Source organism: Amycolatopsis coloradensis (assembly GCF_037997115.1).
Taxonomy (GTDB): Bacteria; Actinomycetota; Actinomycetes; order Mycobacteriales; family Pseudonocardiaceae; genus Amycolatopsis; species Amycolatopsis coloradensis_A.
Window position 1 is genome coordinate 7640661 of the sequence record NZ_CP150484.1, and the last position, 17129, is coordinate 7657789.

19 protein-coding genes are annotated in these 17129 nt (G+C 68.2%); 11 read left to right on the plus strand and 8 right to left on the minus strand.

Translation table 11 applies throughout. The features are described 5' to 3' along the window. Positions 1–122 precede the first annotated feature (122 nt). Complete coding sequence (locus LCL61_RS35635; protein ID WP_340681357.1) at positions 123–1274, plus strand: IS481 family transposase; 1152 nt, start codon at positions 123–125, stop codon at positions 1272–1274. A 91-nt stretch (positions 1275–1365) separates the two neighbouring features. Here the strand turns inward: LCL61_RS35635 and LCL61_RS35640 are convergent, their stop codons facing one another. Then, positions 1366–2223, minus strand: a complete 858-nt coding sequence (locus tag LCL61_RS35640; RefSeq protein WP_425341954.1) for a DUF11 domain-containing protein — start codon at positions 2221–2223, stop codon at positions 1366–1368. Between the two features lie 217 nt (positions 2224–2440). Next, a complete protein-coding gene (locus tag LCL61_RS35645; protein ID WP_340683810.1) occupies positions 2441–3106 on the minus strand; it encodes a nitroreductase/quinone reductase family protein in 666 nt (221 codons plus the stop codon). 110 nt (positions 3107–3216) lie between these two features. Here LCL61_RS35645 and LCL61_RS35650 point away from each other — a divergent pair, with 110 nt between their 5' ends. Further along, positions 3217–3651 carry a MarR family transcriptional regulator gene (locus LCL61_RS35650; protein ID WP_340688756.1) on the plus strand — a complete coding sequence of 145 codons (435 nt, stop codon included), beginning with the start codon at positions 3217–3219 and terminating at the stop codon, positions 3649–3651. Between the two features lie 8 nt (positions 3652–3659). Continuing rightward, positions 3660–3986, plus strand: coding sequence for a YciI family protein (locus LCL61_RS35655; protein WP_340683811.1), 327 nt, complete (start codon positions 3660–3662; stop codon positions 3984–3986). On the opposite strand, the gene LCL61_RS35660 is transcribed toward LCL61_RS35655, so the two are convergent. Continuing rightward, a complete protein-coding gene (locus tag LCL61_RS35660; protein ID WP_340683812.1) occupies positions 3983–4807 on the minus strand; it encodes a class I SAM-dependent methyltransferase in 825 nt (274 codons plus the stop codon). The genes LCL61_RS35655 and LCL61_RS35660 overlap by 4 nt on opposite strands. A 141-nt stretch (positions 4808–4948) precedes the next feature. On the opposite strand from LCL61_RS35660, the gene LCL61_RS35665 reads away from it, so the two are divergent. Beyond that, positions 4949–5602, plus strand: coding sequence for an NAD(P)-dependent oxidoreductase (locus LCL61_RS35665; RefSeq protein WP_340683813.1), 654 nt, complete (start codon positions 4949–4951; stop codon positions 5600–5602). A 236-nt stretch (positions 5603–5838) separates the two neighbouring features. Here the strand turns inward: LCL61_RS35665 and LCL61_RS35670 are convergent, their stop codons facing one another. Continuing rightward, positions 5839–6759, minus strand: a complete 921-nt coding sequence (locus tag LCL61_RS35670) for a PAC2 family protein (RefSeq protein WP_340683814.1) — start codon at positions 6757–6759, stop codon at positions 5839–5841. A gap of 106 nt (positions 6760–6865) precedes the next feature. On the opposite strand from LCL61_RS35670, the gene LCL61_RS35675 reads away from it, so the two are divergent. Together LCL61_RS35675 and LCL61_RS35680 are read left to right on the plus strand one after the other, a co-directional pair. Further along, positions 6866–7405, plus strand: a complete 540-nt coding sequence (locus LCL61_RS35675; RefSeq protein ID WP_425342078.1) for a PH domain-containing protein — start codon at positions 6866–6868, stop codon at positions 7403–7405. Then, on the plus strand, positions 7402–8916 hold the full coding sequence (locus tag LCL61_RS35680; protein WP_340683816.1) for a PH domain-containing protein: 1515 nt from the start codon (positions 7402–7404) through the stop codon (positions 8914–8916). The genes LCL61_RS35675 and LCL61_RS35680 overlap by 4 nt, the downstream gene beginning before the upstream one ends. Here LCL61_RS35680 and LCL61_RS35685 read toward each other — a convergent pair. Next, positions 8907–9815 (minus strand): SDR family oxidoreductase, encoded by a 909-nt coding sequence (locus LCL61_RS35685; protein ID WP_340683817.1) that lies wholly within the window; start codon positions 9813–9815, stop codon positions 8907–8909. The two genes, LCL61_RS35680 and LCL61_RS35685, sit on opposite strands and share 10 nt — an antisense overlap. Before the next feature lie 111 nt (positions 9816–9926). Between LCL61_RS35685 and LCL61_RS35690 the strand changes: the two genes are divergently transcribed. The 4 genes from LCL61_RS35690 to LCL61_RS35705 all read left to right on the plus strand — a co-directional run bounded on the left by LCL61_RS35690 (position 9927) and on the right by LCL61_RS35705 (position 12021). Continuing rightward, positions 9927–10706 (plus strand): IclR family transcriptional regulator, encoded by a 780-nt coding sequence (locus tag LCL61_RS35690; RefSeq protein WP_340688757.1) that lies wholly within the window; start codon positions 9927–9929, stop codon positions 10704–10706. A gap of 113 nt (positions 10707–10819) precedes the next feature. Next, positions 10820–11314: a GNAT family N-acetyltransferase gene (locus LCL61_RS35695; RefSeq protein WP_340683818.1), complete on the plus strand. Its 495-nt coding sequence runs from the start codon at positions 10820–10822 to the stop codon at positions 11312–11314. A gap of 111 nt (positions 11315–11425) precedes the next feature. Continuing rightward, the gene (locus tag LCL61_RS35700; RefSeq protein ID WP_020631236.1) at positions 11426–11620 is read left to right on the plus strand and encodes a hypothetical protein; all 195 of its coding nucleotides are present in this window, start codon (positions 11426–11428) and stop codon (positions 11618–11620) included. Then, positions 11599–12021: a VOC family protein gene (locus LCL61_RS35705; protein WP_340683819.1), complete on the plus strand. Its 423-nt coding sequence runs from the start codon at positions 11599–11601 to the stop codon at positions 12019–12021. Before LCL61_RS35700 ends, LCL61_RS35705 begins: the two co-directional genes overlap by 22 nt. 150 nt (positions 12022–12171) lie before the next feature. On the opposite strand, the gene LCL61_RS35710 is transcribed toward LCL61_RS35705, so the two are convergent. Continuing rightward, entirely contained in the window at positions 12172–13443 is a 1272-nt protein-coding gene (locus LCL61_RS35710; protein ID WP_340683820.1) for an aspartate aminotransferase family protein, read from the minus strand. 206 nt (positions 13444–13649) lie between these two features. On the opposite strand from LCL61_RS35710, the gene LCL61_RS35715 reads away from it, so the two are divergent. Then, a complete protein-coding gene (locus LCL61_RS35715) occupies positions 13650–15602 on the plus strand; it encodes an NPCBM/NEW2 domain-containing protein (RefSeq protein ID WP_340683821.1) in 1953 nt (650 codons plus the stop codon). Between the two features lie 41 nt (positions 15603–15643). Here LCL61_RS35715 and LCL61_RS35720 read toward each other — a convergent pair whose 3' ends face one another. Next, positions 15644–16339, minus strand: coding sequence for a GntR family transcriptional regulator (locus LCL61_RS35720; protein ID WP_340683822.1), 696 nt, complete (start codon positions 16337–16339; stop codon positions 15644–15646). A gap of 4 nt (positions 16340–16343) precedes the next feature. After that, a complete protein-coding gene (locus LCL61_RS35725; RefSeq protein WP_340683823.1) occupies positions 16344–17129 on the minus strand; it encodes an SDR family oxidoreductase in 786 nt (261 codons plus the stop codon).

Sequence of the window (17129 nt, forward strand, 5' to 3'; positions counted from 1 at the left end):
CTGAGTTCAGGACATGTCGGACAGTTGATGTTTCAGGACCTCACGGACACTGACCGGCTTGTCGGCGTGGTGACCAGGGCTTGTGTGGTGATCATGCGGCGATGGGCAGAGCAGGTTTTCCGATGGATCCTGAGTTCGTCGCCGCGATCGTCAGGTCGGCTGCGGGCGAGAAGATCAACGTGGCGCGGTTCTGTCGCGAGCACGGGGTTTCCCGTGACACCTTCTATCGGTATGTGGCTCGGTTCCGGAGCGAGGGGACCGTCGGGTTCGCCTGCCGCAGCACCGCTCCGCTGAGCCATCCGTCCGCGCTGGGTGAGGAGGTGGCCGAGGCGGTGCTGCGGGCCCGTAAAGAGCTCGAGGAGGAAGGCCTGGACAACGGGCCGATCTCGATTCGCTGGCGTCTGGAGGACGCCGGGATGCTCCCGCCGCCCTCGCAGTCGTCGATCTACCGGATCCTGCGTGATCGCGGCCAGATCGAACCCGAGCCACGCAAGAAGCCCCGCACGCGGCGCCGGTTCCAGTACCCGGACCCGAACGGCTGCTGGCAGATCGATGGGACGGAGCACTACCTGGCCGACGGCACCAAGGTCTGCATCATCCAGATCCTGGATGACCATTCCCGCCTCGATGTCGGCTCCTATGCCGCGGTCAGCGAGAACGGTGCTGACACCTGGACCGCAGTGCAACTGGCCATCGCCTGCTACGGGGCGCCGGTGAAACTGTTGTCCGACAACGGGCTGGCTTTCTCCGGCAAACACCGCGGCTGGATGGCCGATCTGGAACGTCACCTCGCCGAACACGGCGTCACCACGATCGCCTCGTCGGTCTATCACCCGCAAACCTGCGGCAAGAACGAACGCGTCCATCAGACTCTGCAGAAATGGCTCGCCGCCCGGCCCCCGGCCGAGAATCTTGCCGCCCTGCAACAGCTGCTCGACGACTACCGCACAATCTACAACAACCGAAGACACCAGAGCCTCGACGGCCAGACCCCGCAGCAACGCTACGACGCCAGTCCCAAAGCCACTCCACCCGAAGGCTCCACAGCTCCCAGCGGAACCACCCAACGCCCCGTCTCCAGCACCGGGGTCATCGCCTTCTCCGGCTGCTCCATCGTGCTAGGCCGACACTGGGCCGGCCAGAGCGCCACCGTGTTCTGGCAGGGCGACCGCGTCGTCATCATGATCGGCGACACACTCGCCCGCCAGCTCACCCTCAACAGAGCAATACGCTACCAACCACTGACCAACCCAAAACTGTCCGACAAGTACTGAAACACATCTGTCCGTGAGGTCCTGAAACAGGACAGACGGTTAGAACCGTCCTCACCACTCACGACCCGCCCAGCCCATGTGACACCCGGTGCTAGCAGCTGACGAGGAGCCCGGTGACCGCCGTGCAGGTCGACGACGCGGTGTCATTGGCCGCGTTGGGGTCGGCGACGGAACTCTGCGTGATCTTCGCGGTCGTCTTGACCGGTCCGACGGTCAGCAGCCCGGTCGCCACCGAGAACTTGGCCGTGGCACTGGCGCCGGACGCGAGGGACGAGAAGTCACAGTTGACGACCGTCGTGCCGCTCGGGTTCGAGCAGGCCGGGGAGCCGGTGAAGCGCAGCCCGTTGCCGAGGGTCGACGCCACCCGGATCCCGGACGCCGCGGCCGGGCCCGCGTTCGTGACCTTGACCGTGTAGTCGATCGAGGACGTCAGGAGGCCGCGCGGGGAAGCGGTCAGCGTGACCCCGAGGTCGGCCGTGCTCGGCGTGTCGGTGATGGTCAGCACAGGGCCGTCGAGGATCTCGAAGCTGTAGTTGTCACCGACGAACTGGTGCTGCAGCGTGACATCGCCCAGCGGGGCGTCGTCCTTGACCCGGAAGGTGAACACCACGGTCTTGCTCTGTCCGGGGGTCACGGTGCCGACGCCGCCGCGGATGCTGCCGCCGAGCATGTCGCAGGCGAACGCGCCGGGACAGGACACCAGGTCGACGATCCCCGGGAGTGGGGATTCCTTTCCGTAAAGCGTCGCCTTGCCGCCCTCGATCGTCGACGTCGCGTCGGCGTTGTAGACGGTCTGCGTCACGGTGAATGTCTGTCCACGTTGGACTGTTGTCGGCGAGACCTCCACCGCACTGGTCGGCGGGGCGGCGAGTGCAGAGGTGGGCGTCACGAGCATGATCGTGGCCACCGCGGCCACCAGAGACAGAATTGAGGCTCTTCGAAGCTTCATTCGGTTCTCACTATTCCGGTCGGGGGCGTCGCGCCGATCGGTGCGGACAACGATCAGTCGCCCAGGAACGGACCTTCGTTACTGGCGTTTCCCACCGGCCGTCCCAACGCTCTCACCCGCTCGGAGCAACCCGCTCGCGTGTCCCAGGTGCACAACACGCGTCTTCGGTCAGCAGTTCGATCACCACGCTCGTTCCCAAGCTGTGACAAAACGGCGGCTAGCTCGCGCCGTCACCGCGGAGCGCGGGAAGCAGATTCGCCTCCTCGTAGGCGAAGTGCTCTTCGAGTCCCTTCACGACGCGCTCGAACTCCTCTCGCAGCACGGCGCGTTCGATCTTCCCCTTACCCTGCAGCAGTTGATCGAGATCGCGCAGTGCGCGGGACACGGTTTCGTGCTCCTGACGCAGCCGCTTCAGCGCCGGCGCGAGCCTGGGGTGGGCCTTCTCGATCGCGGTGAACGCGCCGTCCTCGCGAAGATGATGCATGCGCAGGTCGTTGCAGAAGGTCACGCAATGGCCGAGCAGCTCGCGCCGCGGATTCCGCCGGTCCGCGATCGGCGCGCCGTCGAGTTCGGCCCGCGCGGCCGCCAGCGTCTTGCGGAGCTCCCCGTGGTGGACGAGCAACTGGTCGGCGATCGCCCGGCCGCGGGCGGCATCGACTTCCAAGAGATGCAGCGTGAAACCCCGCTCCCCGCCTTCGAGCGGCACGGCACGCGCGGCATGCGGCACGCCGTCGATCTCGAGTGTCGCTTGTGGACTGACCAGAAGGTCGCGATACCAAGGCGAATCGCCGTCGGGCGCGAACGCCAGATACCGGCTCCCGGACGGGCGGCAGTCGACACGCGTGGTGCGGGGACGCCCCGTTTCGGCGTCCGCGGTGGTCATCAGCACCGGTACTCCCCAGGTAGCATCATCGTGAAAGCTATTTTGCTTTGCAAGCAAAGCCTCTTTGCCTGCAAAGGTATCCAGGAGGGTGCCCGGTGTCAACCGAGGACATGGAAGTCGACGACGCCGTGCGGGCTTTGCTGCTGCTCATGCCGCGGATGGTCGGACGCGCGAAGCGGATCAAGATCCCCGAAGAACTCCAGTCACTGTCGCTGGCTCCGCGTCATCTGTCGCTGTTGTCGTACCTGCTCTTCGACGGGCCCATGACGGTGAACGAGCTGGCCGAACGGCTGGAGGTCGCCCCGACCACGGTGAGCCTGATGGTCGGCGAACTGACCAAGAAGGACGTGCTCGACCGGCGTGAGGACGAAACGGACCGGCGGCGGCGGATCGTCGCCATCGCCGAGCCGATGCGGCCCGCGATCGACGGCTGGCTCGCGCAGGGCGCCCGCGCCTGGCAGAAGGCGCTCACGCCGTTGACCCCGGCCGAACGGCGCGTGTTCATCGATACCCTGCGCGCCTACGAAGACGGACTGACCGACTAGGAGGAGCGGTGCGTTACCTGCTCATGCTCTGCGGGACCGACGGCGATCCGGCCGTGAGCACCGACATCACCGAGTCCTGCCGCGCGTGGGGCGAAGAGATGACGCGGCGCGGTCTGCGTGTCAACGGGATGGGACTGCACGCGCCGGACTCGGCGACGACCGTCCGCGTCCGCGGCGGCGAGGCACTGCTCACGGACGGGCCGTTCGCCGAGACGAAGGAACAGATCGGCGGTATCAACATCCTCGAATGCGACAGCCGCGAACAAGCCGTCGAGGCGGCGAAGACCCACCCGTGGGCCGCGATCGGCACGATCGAGGTCCGCGAACTGCTTTAGGCGATCCGGACGGTGACCTGGTTGTCGGCGTAGGTGTAGGCCACGTATTCGAATTCGACGCCGGTGCGTTCGACGTACTCCAGCCACGCCTTGTGCTCGTGCCGCTGCCAGCCGGGGTAGTTGAAGAATTCGTCGAAGTGCACGATGCTGCCGGACCGCAGACGCGGGCCCACCAGATCGAGTACGGTTTTCGCGGAGCTGTACAGATCGCCGTCCACGTGAAGGAAATCGACGACGCCTTCGTGCCGCGCGAGAAAACCGGGAAGCGTGTCGGCGAAAAGTCCGACGACGAGTTCGGCGCCGGGGACGTCCGGCAGGTCGTCGCGCGCGAACGAACCGGCGGGCATCCCGTTGAGCCAGTTCTCCGGGAGTCCCTGGAACCAGTCGAATCCGTAGGTCTCGACACCACCGCGGGCCTTGGCGATCGCGCGCAGCGTGTTCCCGCTCGCGACACCGAATTCGAGAGCCATTCCCCCGGACGGAGCAAGGGAAAGCGCGTACGCGAGAGTCTCTTGCGGACGCGCGAAATGCTTGGTCCCGGTCAGATGCTCACGGGCGAAACGATTGCTGTCCCTGGCCGCGTCCTGGTCGCCGGCGTAGATGATGTCGCGACGGCTCCGGATTTCGAACTCGACGATCCGATCGAAACAGCGATCCCCTTGGCGGACGATCTCCTCCCGCAGTTCCGCGGCGACCCGTTCCAGTTCCTCGGTATAAGGATCATGGAATCGGCGGGCGAGCCGGTGCAGGCCCCGGCCGAGCGTGCCGCGAGCCGACCGGCTCAGGGTTTTCAGGGCTGAATGGGGTACCAGGTGACGCATCCCGGGACGATACACCAGCACCATCCGGGTGAACGGCTCCAGAACGCGCGGGGCCGGTTTCGTTGCGGTAACCGAGGGGGCCGCTCCTAGCATCGCGATCGCCGCCGGTACTCGGGTGCCGGCACCGGAAAAGGGAGCACGATGAGCAGGATCGTCATCTTCGGGGCGGGTGGACGCGGCGGGCGCCGCGCCGTCGCCGAAGCCGTGAGCCGCGGGCACCAGGTCACCGCCGCCGTGCGGGATCCCGGCCGCCACCCGGATCTCGCCGGGGACAACGTCACCCTGATCGCCGCCGACGTCACCGTCGCGGACGACGTCGCGAAGGCCGCCGCCGGGCACGACGCCGCGATCAGTTCCATCTACCGCGCGGACCTCCCGTCACGCGAGTACTACCCGGCCGCCGCGCACGCGCTGATCGACGGCCTCGGCCGGGCCGGTGTCGCGAGGCTGGTCGTCGTCGGCGTCGGGTCGGCGCTGGAGGTCGCTCCGGGCGTCGCCTTCCACGACCAGCCGGGCTGGCCGCCCGAGCACCGCGAGTTCTCGCTCGGGCACACGGCGGAACTGGAGGTCTTCCGTGCGTCCGGCGGCGCGCTCGACTGGGTGGTCATCGCGCCGCCGCCGGCGATGATCGACGAACACGCCGAGCGCACGGGCTCGTACCGCAGCGGGGACCACCGGGTACTGCCGCGCGCGGCGGACGCGGGGCCGTTCTCCTACGCGGATCTCGCGGTCGCGCTGGTCGACGAGATCGAGCGGCCGAAGCATTCCCGGGTGATGGTCGCCATCGACCACTGACCGGCGTCGTGAGTGGCGATGTCGCGTGATCCGGCGGACGACACGCGTGACTGGATGGACGACACGCACGTGGCCAGGGGGCCGCCGTGTGTCGTCCGCCCGAACACGCGAGTCGTCCGTCCAGTCACGCGAAACCGTCGCCCGCCAACCGGCAGAACGCACGTAAGCGAGCGTGACAGCCCCAGAGGTGGTGAAGGGGGCCTTCATGTACTTACAGACCAACGCTACTGGAGCCTTCAGCGCTCCGGGGTCTCCCCGCCGTTCTGCTCGGCCAGGAACCGCTCGAACTGGTTGCCCAGTTCCTCGGCGGTCGGCATGTGCTCGACCGACTCCGCGAGCAGGCTCTCCTTGCCGGACGCCTCCATGAACGTGTCGTACTGCTGCTCCAGCGCGCGTACGACGTCGGCGACCTTCTCCGATCCGGCGACCTGGCGGGCGATCTCGGCCTCCGCCTCGTGCGAGGCCTCCCGCAGGTCCCCGTCCGGCAGGTTCAGCCCGGTCGCCGCGGCGACGGCGCCGAGCAGGTTCAGCGCGGCGCTCGGGTACGTCGAGTCCGCCAGGTAGTGCGGCACGTGCGCCGCGAACCCGGACGCGTCGTGCCCCCACTCGCCGAAACGGAACTCCAGCAGCCCGGCGATACTGCCCGGCACCTGCATCCGGTTCGGCAGCGGACGGTGTTCGCCGACGAGTTCGTTCCGCGTCGCGTGCGCGGTCACGCCGAGCGGACGGGTATGCGGCGCGCCCATCGGGATGCCGTGGAAACCGGTGGTGAGCCGGACGTCCCAGCGTTCGACCAGCCCGCGCACGGCCGCGCAGAACCGCTCCCAGTCGTGGTCCGGTTCCGGCCCGGTGAGCAGCAGGAACGGCACGCCGTCGGCGTCGTGCAGCAGGTGGACGACCAGTTCGGGGGCGTCGTAGGCCTCCCAGTGGTCGATCGAATAGGTCATCGCCGGGCGGCGCGAGCGGTAGTCGATGAGGCGGTCGACGTCGAAGCGCGCGATCACCCGGTGCTCGGAGGAGTTCAGCAGCTGCTCGGCGACGAGCTTGCCCGCCGAACCCGCGTCCATGAAGCCGTCGAAGTAGTGCAGGAGCACGGCCCCGCCGAGGTCAGGGACGTCCGAGTCCACCTCGTACAGGTCTTCCGGGTCCAGCGCCACCAGATCCTCCAGGTTTCGTGGGTACGACCGTCTAGCAGGTGGCAACGCCCCGATAGGGGGTATCCATTCCGCCGACGGTGGCTTGGATTCTATCGGTCCGTGACAGCTGTCGTGGGCGGTCCACACGGACGTGGTGCAGGCTGGAGAGGTGACAGAAGAGACGCTCGGCCTGCGCCCGCCCGCCAATCGGGTGAGCAGGCGCGCCATCGGCTACTGGACGGTGTGGGCCGCGGTCGGCTGGGTGATCCTCATCGGCGCGCAGGCGGTGTTCGTGATCACGAGCGACGACGCGCCGACGTGGCTCACGGTGACCTTGACGATCTCCTGCGTGGTCGCGCCGCTGCATCTGCTGGTCATGCCGCAGTGGCGCTACCGGATCCACCGCTGGGAGGTCACCGGCGAGGCCGTGTACACCCAGGAAGGCTGGCTCAGCCAGGACTGGCGGATCGCGCCGATCTCGCGGATCCAGACCGTCGACATCGAACGCGACCCGGTCGAGCAGTTGTTCCGGTTGGCGAAGATCACCGTGACGACGGCGTCGGCCGCGGGTCCGGTCAAGATCGCCGGTCTCGACCACGCCGAAGCGCTGAAGCTCGCCGCGGAACTCACGAAGACCACGCAGGCCACTCCCGGTGACGCGACATGAGCACCGAGGCACCACCGGACGCCGCCGTCGGCCGGTGGCGCCGGCTCGATCGCCGGATGCTGCTGATCAGGCCGGTGCTCGACGTCGTGAAATCACTGCCGGTGCTGATCGGGACGGTGATCCTCGGCCGGGGCAACGGCTGGGAATGGTTCGGGCTCGGCGTCACCGCGCTGACCGTGCTCGTCGGTGTCTCGCACGTGCTCACTTCCCGGTACCGCATCGCCGACGGCCAGGTGGAATGGACCACGGGGCTGTTGCTGCGCAAGCATCGCGCGATCCCGCTGGACCGGGTGCGCACGGTCGACGTCACCTCGGAACCCAAGCACCGGTTGTTCTCCCTCAGCGCCGTGCGCATCGGCACCGGACGGCATTCGCCCGCACAGGGCGCGAACGGCGATCAACTGGTGCTCGACGCCGTCAGCCAGGCCGAGGCCCACCGGCTGCGCACGGTTCTCTTGCACCGCAAGGAGACCACTGAGACCGCCCCGCCTCCCGAGCAGGTCGTGGCCGAAGTCGACCGCAAATGGGTGCGATACGCGCCGTTCACCCTGTCCGGGCTCGCCGTGGTGGGCGCGATCTTCGCCGCGGTCTGGCATTTCGCGCACCAGCTGAACATCGCCCCGGAGAACGTGGGCCCGCTGCGGGATCTCATGGACGATCTGGCGAACACGGCGGTGTGGCTGATCGTGGTCGTCGCGGCGGTCGCCCTGCTCGTGGTCGTCTCCCTGCTCTCCGTCGGCGGCTACGTGCTGTCGTTCTGGAACTTCAAGCTCACCCGGGAGACGGAAGGCACCCTGCACGTCCGGCGCGGGCTGATCACCACGCGTTCGGTGTCCATCGAAGAAGACCGGCTTCGCGGCGTCGAGGTGAAGGAGCCCCTGCCGCTGCGGATCGCCGGCGGGGCGCGGCTCACCGCGATCGTGGGCGGGCTGCGTGAGGGCAAAGGCGGGGACAAGGGCGGCGGGCTTCTGCTGCCGCCCGCGCCCGTCGGCCGGGTCCACGAGGTCGCGGCCGAAGTGCTGCGGGAGAACTTCGACCCGGCCACCGTCCCGCTGAACCGGCATCCGCGGCGGGCGCTGACCAGGCGGCTCACCCGCGCGGTGGGCGGCGTGCTGATCCTGGCCGCCGCCCTGTTCGGCTTGGCGTGGATCGATTTCCTGCCGTCGTGGATGTGGCAGGTCGCGCTCGGCCTGGTCCCGCTCGCCGCGCTGGTGGGCTGGGACCGCTACCGCAACCTCGGCCACGCGATCGTCGGGCGGTACCTGGTCAGCCGATCGGGTTCCCTGGCGCGGGCGACGGTGGCGATCCGGCGCGAGGGGGTCACCGGCGTCGTCGTCAGCCGTTCGTTCTTCCAGCGCCGTGCCGGATTGATCACCGTGACGGCCCCGATCGCGGCGGGCAAGGGCGGTTATCAGGTGGTCGACGTCGGCGAATCGGCCGGGCTGGCGATGGCGGAGCAGGCCGCACCCGGTCTGCTCACGCCGTTCCTGCGCCGGGAGGTTCAGCGGTAGCCGGTGACGTCCGCGGGCAGACCGGGGTCCTGGACCTCGACGAGATAGCGCCAGCAATCGGGACGGCTGCCGTCGAGGTCGGTGAATCCGTATTCCTTCGCCAATTCGCCGCTGGACACCGATTTCCCGTTCCAGCGGGCGACTTCCGCGTCACCGGCCAGCGCGGCGACCGCCCGGCCGACGAACGCCGGGCTTTCAGAAATGGCGAAATGCGGCTGCACCTTCGTCGCGTCCCGCCAATTCTCTTCGGTCACCCGATAAGCGTCGAGCATCGCTTCGGAACGCAACCAGCCCGGCGTGACGGCCACCGCGGTACCGCCATGCGGTTCCAACTCGTGCCCGAGCGCGAACGCCATCCGGTTCACCGCGGTCTTGGCGAGGTCGTAGAAGAACGAAACCCGGTAGTTCTCCGAGTTGTACCCGGCGGTCCCGTCGTTGACCTCGACGACCAGCGCGCCCGGATTCCTGATCATGAGCGGGAGCGCGAAATGGCTGGTGATGGCATGGGTGTCGACGGCGAGCCGCAGCGTCCGCAGTCCGACGTCCAAAGTGGACTCCCAGACCGTCTTGCCCCATTCGATGGGCGCCCCGTAGATATCGTTGACCAGCACGTGCAACGCGCCCTGTTCGGCGTCGATCCGTTCCACCAGTTCGCGGACCTGGTCCGCCGCCAAATGGTCCACACCGATCGCGATCCCACGCCCGCCCGCTTCGTCGACGAGCGCCGCGGTCTCCTCGATCGTCTCCGGGCGATTCATTTCCGATCGCCGGGAACCGGTACTGCGACCGGTCGCGTAAACGGTCGCGCCCGCGGCGCCCAGCTGGACCGCTATTCCCCGCCCGGCCCCGCGAGTCGCCCCGGCGACCAACGCGATCTTGCCTGCCAAGGGCTTTTCCATGGGCCGAACCTAGCAAGAAGTCCGCTTGTTCGTGGACCAAAGACCCTGGTCGGCGATTCACACAATGTGCTAGTTTCTTGACTCTTCGTGATTCTCCGGCGAGAGGTCGAGATGACGCCTGCCGCACGATCCCTGGACACCACCGCCCCGCCGAAACGCACCCCCGGCGCCAGCAGCTCGCGCAAAGTACTGCAGCTGCTGCTCTCCTTTTCCGAACGCCGCTGGGACGCGAGCGTCGCCGAACTCGCGGCGAGGATCGGCACCCCGGTCGCCACGACCTATCGCTATGTCGCGCTGCTGAAGGAACTCCAGCTCCTGGAGGAGGGCAGGACGGGGCGCTACCACGTGACGAGCCAGGTGATGCCGCTCGCGCGGGCCGCGCAACTGGCCAACGACCTCGCCCGGCTGGCCCGTCCGGCGATGGAGGAGGCGGCCCGCGACCTCGGCGAGACAGTGCTGCTGTTCCAGCATTTCGGCGAATCCGCGGTCTGCGCGGACCGGGTCGAATGCGAACGCGCGATGCGCTTCACCTTCCAGCCGGGGCATTCAGTCCCGCTCGGCACCGGCGCGTCGGGCAAGATGCTGCTCGCCATGCTGCCGGAGGGCGAACGCGAAAGGCGCCTTTCGTCGATCGTCCAGCGCCGCGGCCCGAGCGTGCGGGAAGAGGTCAAACGCGCCGGGGCGAACCGGTTCGCGGTCAGCTGGGGCGAGCTGGACGACGGCGTCTGGTCGTGTTCCGTGCCGATCCCGAGCACCGGGCACCGGCCCGCGGTGCTGACCCTGGCCGCCCCCGCCACCCGGATCGGCGACGACGCGAAGCGGGCCGCGATCGTCGCGCTCCAGTCGTACGCGAGCAGGATCCACCGCGCCGTCTCATCGTTCGCCCTCTGATCACGCGAGATCGCTCCCCAATCACGCGAGTTCGCCCCCCAATCACGCGTGTCCCCCGCCGAAGCCCCTAATTCACGCGCCTCCACGCGCCGCGGCGGGGTAGAACTCGATCCGTGATCCGACTCGCCACCTCCGAAGACCTTCCCGTACTCCAGGACATCGAACGCGCCGCGGGCGAACCGTTCCGCGCGCTCGGCATGGCCGCGATCGCCGACGACGACCCGCCGTCGATCGCGGACCTCACGGCCTTCCAGCGCGCGGGCCGGGCCTGGGTGTGGGACACGGGCGACGGGCCGGTGGCGTACCTGCTCGCCGAGGTCGTCGACGGCCACGGCCACATCGAGCAGGTGTCCGTCCATCCGGCTCACGCGCGCCGGGGCCTCGGGCGGCGGCTGATCGAGCACGCCGCGGAGTGGGCTTCGCGCGAAGGGCTCGCCGGGCTGACGCTGACGACGTACGCCGAGGTGCCGTGGAACGCGCCGTACTACGCCCAGCTCGGCTTCGCGACGCTAGACGAGGAGACCCTCACAGGGGGCCTGCGCGCCGTCCGGGACCACGAAATCGCCCGTGGCCTGGACGCGTGGCCGCGGGTGACCATGCGGCGATGACCCTCCCGGGGGGCTGGATTGGCGACCAGTGTCGAACATGTGTTCTACTGTCGGCGCCGGCCCCGGAGGGGGAAGCTCCGCGGGCCGGCACCGGACTTCAGGGAGGCACGGATGGCGGTCAAGATCACCCATCTCACCAACGGGCAGCAGGTGCGCTTCGCCAACGCGGACGGCGCTCGTCGCTACGCCGAGATCATCGGCGGCGGGGTCGACAAATGGCGGTTCACCGTGGTCAGCGGGCATGACCGCCCGGAATTGTCGGGGCGGGTCGTTAATGTGCCGGTATGGCGTATGACTTCCAGGTGACCGTGGACTCCGCTCATCCGCACGACCTCGCCGACTGGTGGGCCGAGATGCTCGGGTGGCGGGTCGAGGAGAGCAACGAGGAGTTCATCCGCGAGATGATCGCCAAGGGGTATGCCTCCGAGGAAGCGACGACCACGCACAACGGTGTCCTGGTGTGGAAGGACGGCGCGGCGATCGTCCACCCGGAGACCGGACAGCGGTTCCTCTTCCAGCTGGTACCCGAGGGGAAGACGGTCAAGAACCGGCTGCACCTCGACATCCGGATGGGGGCGGGCAAGATCGAGGCCGAACTCGAGCGGCTGACCGCGCGCGGTGCGACGTTCCTGCACCGCGGCAAGCAAGGGCCCGCGGAGTGGATCACCATCGCGGACCCGGAGGGCAACGAACTCTGCCTCTCCTGAGGCGGGCCCGCGAGGGCCCGCCACTGGGGGTGTCATGAAGGGACCTGGTCCCGTCGGCTGTGCCCTTCATGACCGAGCGCGCGGCCCTCGTGCGCGGCTCGTGAGTGGTAAGGACGGTTAGAACCGTCCTTACCACTCATGAGGCTTTGACTAGACGAGCTTGTCCAGCGCACGCGGCAAAGCCGTCGCGAGCAGGTCGAGTTCGGTCTCACCGGCGATCAGCGGCGGTGACACCGCGATCCCCTTGGCCAGGTTCCGCACGAGGACGCCTTCGTCCCGCGCCAGCCGCTGCAGCCGGTTCGCCGCGCCGGGGTTCGCCTCGATGACTTCGGCCTTCAGCTCGACAGCGCCGAGGAAGCCCAGCCCGGCCCGGACCTCCGCCACCAACGGATGCGAAGCCAGCCCGGAAAGCGCGTCCGCCAGCGGCTTCTCCAGCTCCCGTCCGCGCAGGATGAGCCCGTCGCGCTCGTAGATGTCCAGCGTCGCGTTCCCCGCGGCGCACGCGACCGGATGCCCGGCGTAGGTCGCGCCGTGCCGCAGCACCGGCGCACCCGGCGCGCCGGTGAAGAACGGTTCGGCCACCGTCGGCGCGACGATCAGCGCGCCGAGCGGGATCGTGCCGCCGGTGATGCCCTTCGCGGTCGTGATCATGTCCGGTTTCACGGCCCACCGGTCGATCCCGAACCAGGTTCCGAGCCGCCCGAACGCGGCGATCACACAGTCCGCGACGAACAGCACGTCGTGTCTGCGGCAGATCTCGGCGACCGTCTCGATGTATCCGTCCGGGGGAAGCAGGACGCCGCCCGCACCGATCACCGGTTCGCAGAAGAAAGCCGCGACCCGCTCCGGGCCGACCCGCAGGATCTCCGCTTCGAGCGCTTCGGCACTGTCATAGGGCACATGCGAGATGTCACCCGGCAGCGGCCCGAAACCCGCCGCGTTGGCCGCGATGCCGCCGACGGCCGTGCCGAAACCGTGTGTGCCGTGGTACCCCTGCACTCGGCCGATGACGTGCACCTTCTCCGGCCGCCCGAGGTGCGCGAAATACGAACGGGCGATCTTGACCGCGGTGTCGATGACGTCACCGCCGCCCGATCCGAAGAAGACCTTCGAGCCCGGTTCGGGTGCGAGCGCGGAAACGCGCTCGGCGAGCTTCAGCGCGGGCTCGTTGGCGTTGTAACCGAACAGGTTGTACGAATCGAGCGTCCGCAATTGGTCCGCGACGGCCTGCGTGATCTCCTCGCGCCCGTGCCCGAAGTTCGCGTACCAGAGTGACGCCGTCGCGTCGAAATACCGCTTGCCCTCGTCGTCCCAGACGTAGGAACCCTCACCGCGGGTGATGACGAGCCGGTCGCCGTCGACCGCTCCCATGTCCGCGAAGGGGTGCCACAGCGGATTGCGCGCGGACGCCGACGAAACCATGATCTTCCTCCTCGTGCTCGTGCCCCCATCCTCACCCGGATCCGGCCGGGACGCGAACACTCCATCGTGCACAGTTCGCGCTCCGGACCTGTCCGGCAACCTCCGGTTAATTTCCAACACCATCCCTTCGGCTGCTTGACCTGCGGCGATCGATCCTGTTGCTTAGTGATTGAGTTTGTTCAAAGTTGAGCACTCTGGAGGAACTTATGCGTCGTCTCGCTGGCGCTCTCGTCACCGCCTGCACGCTCACCGCCCTCTGCGCCGTTCCGGTGGCGGCCGCCGAGAGCCCGCCACCGGCCGTCTCGACCCCTCCGTTGGGGTGGAACAGCTGGAACAAGTTCAACTGCGACATCACCGAGCAGCTGATCCGGGAGACCGCCGACGCCATGGTGTCGTCCGGGATGAAGGCCGCGGGCTACCAGTACGTCAACATCGACGACTGCTGGGCCGAGAAGAACCGCACCCCCGACGGGAAGTACGCACCACACCGGACCCGTTTCCCCAGCGGCATCAAGGCTTTGGCCGATTACGTGCACGGAAAGGGCCTGAAACTCGGCATCTACACCAGCGCCGGCACGGAAACCTGCGCGCGGACCATGCCCGGTTCGCTCGACCACGAGGAGGTCGACGCGCGGACGTTCGCGGAGTGGGGAGTCGACTACCTCAAGTACGACAACTGCCACAACCAGGGCCGCCCCGCGCTGGAGCGGTACACGAAAATGGGCGAGGCACTGAAGAAGACCGGCCGTCCGATCGTCTACGCCCTGTGCGAATGGGGCGAGAACAAGCCTTGGGAGTGGGGCAAGAGCGCGGGGGCCCAGTTGTGGCGCACCACCGGCGACATCAGCGACACCTGGTCGAGTATGACCGGCCTCCTCGACCAGCAGGTCGGCCTGGAAGGCTATGCCGGGCCGGGCGGTTGGAACGATCCGGACATGCTCGAAGTGGGCAACGGCGGCATGACCGACACGGAATACCGCTCCCACTTCGCGCTCTGGTCGTTGCTCAACGCCCCGCTGCTGGCGGGCAACGATCTGCGCTCGATGTCCGAAGCGACCAAGAAGATCCTGCTGAACAAGGATCTTCTCGCGGTCAACCAGGACTGGGGCGGCAAGCAGGGCCACAAGGTCCGCGACGACGGCGACACCGAAGTGTGGGCCAAGCCGATGTCCGACGGCTCGAACGCCGTCGTGCTCTTCAATCGCGGCGGCGCCCCGGCGACCCTGTCAGCCACCGCAGGCGAGATCGGCGCGCCCGCCGCGTCCGGCTACCGGGTCCGGGATCTGTGGACCGGCGCGGAGACCGAATCCGCCGGCACCTTGCGAGCCGGGCTGCCGAGCCACGGATCCGCGGTGTTCCGCGTCTGGCCGTCGCACCAGCCGAATGCCGCGCCGCATACGACGCTTTCCTTGACCTCGCCCGAATACGCGGCCGTCGACAAGCCGTTCACCACGACACTGCGGGTGTTCAACGACGGCCGGGCGCCGGTCCGGTCGGGCGTGGTGAAGCTGGCGGTCGGCGCGGGATGGAAGCCCGACGGTGACACCGAAGCACGCATTCCCGCTGTCGCGCCGGGGAAGTCGTGGGAACGGACCTGGTCCATGCGGCCGTCGTCCCCCGGTGGCGACCGGGTCGAGGTCTCCGGCCGGTTCGGCTACCGGACGTCCTGGGGTGCGCGGTCGTTGTCCGTGGACGGAAGCGCTCCCCTCGTGAGACCGCCCGCCGCCGGGACGAACGCGCTGTCCAAGGCGGTGTTCATGACGGCGGACAACGGCTATGGCCCGGTGGAACGCGGGACCAGCAATGGTGAATCGGAAGCAGGCGACGGACGCCGGATGAGCATCGGCGGGGTGACCTACGACGACGGGCTGGGCGTCCACGCGCCGTCGAAGGTCCGGCTCTACCTCGGCGGTGGCTGCGCGTCGTTCACCTCGTCCGTCGGAGTCGACGACGAGAAGGCCGGAGGCAGTGTGGCTTTCGAGGTCGTCGGCGACGGCAAGCGGCTGGCGAACACCGGTGTGCTCAAGCGCGGCCAGGCGGCCGAGAAGCTTTCCGTGCCGCTCAGCGGGGTTCAGGTGCTCGATCTGGTCGTCACGGACGGCGGTGACGGAGCCGACTCCGACCACGCGGACTGGGCGGACGCCACGCTGCGCTGCTAAAGCTCTTGAGTGGTAAGGACGGTTCTAACCGTCCTTACCACTCACGAGTCCCGGCGGCCGTAAGCGGCCAGAAGCTGCTTCTCCGCATCCCGCAGGTACTGCTCCAGCGCCGTCTCAGCCGGTCCGAAGCGCCCCCGCTCCAGATCCCGCAGGATCCGCTCGTGCCGCTCCAAAAACGGCTCGAAGAACGCCCGCGTGTTCTCCGCCAGCACGAAGAACAGCCGCGTCTCCGCCAGGACCTGGCGCATCGTAGTGCTGACCCGCTCGCTGTCCGCCAGGTCGCCCACCGCCTGGTGGAACGCGATACTCGCGGTCCCGACGGCCTGCCAATCGCCTTCGTCGGCCGCGGCACGGCCCTCCCGGACCGCGGCCTCGATCGCCGACAGATCCACAGTGGACAGCTCGGCCGCGCGCCGCAGCGCACCGCATTCGGTGACCCTCCTCATCACGTAGAGATCCGAGATATCCTGCGCGGTCAGTTCGCGGACGAATACGCCGCGGTTGAGTTCGTGCACCGCGAGCCGTTCGTGCGCCAGGAGCTGGAAGGACTCGCGCAGCGTGTTGCGCGAGACGCCCAGTGCGGCGCTGATCGACGGTTCCGAAAGCCTCGACCCGGGCGGAAAGACGCCTTCGGTGATGCGCTGGCGCAGGATCTCGGCGACCCGTTCCGCTGTGCCGCTCCGTTCGAGCAAGGGTCTGTCGCGGGCCAGTGTCTCCTCGGCGGCAGGAGTGGACATGGCTTTACCTGACACCGAGTTCGAAGTCGAGGCTGTACCGGTTGCCCGGCATGGCGCCGGCGGCCTTGGCGCCGTCGATCGGGAGGGCGACCCCGTTGACGAACCGCGATTCGTCGCTGGCCAGGAAGACCACCGCTTTCGCGACCTCCCACGCCTCGCCGACCCGCGCCGCCGGTGTGCTCGCGGTCAGCTGGTGTCGCTTGGCTTCGAAGTCCTCCGGCGACGCGAGCGTGCCGCGCAGCATGTCCGTGTCGATCGCGCCCGGGTTGACCGTGTTCGCCCGGATCCCCTGGTGCGCGTGCGCGACGGCGATCGACTTCGTCATGCCGACCAGCGCGTGCTTGGTGGCGTTGTACACCGGGTCGCCGGGGCGGCCCATCACGCCGCCGTTGGACGACGTCGTGACGATGCTGCCCGCCTTGTTCGCGATCATGTGCGGCAGTACCGCCCGCGTGCCGAGGAAGGCCGCGCGCACGTTCAGCGCGAAGATGTTGTCGAATTCCACCAGTGTGGTGTCCACCAGTGGTTTTCCGAGGTGGATACCGACGTTGTTGAACAGTACGTCGATCCGTCCGGTTTCGGCGATCACACCGCGCACGAACTCGTCGACCTGGCCTTCGTCAGTGGCGTCCACAAGGGACTGACGGGCGCCTTCGACGGCTTCCGCGGGCTCGCGGATGTCGCTGGAGAACACGGTCGCGCCCTCGGCGACGAACTCCTTCACGGTGGCGAGACCGATGCCCCTCGCTCCCCCGAAGACCACCGCGACCTTGCCAGCCAGCCGGCCCAT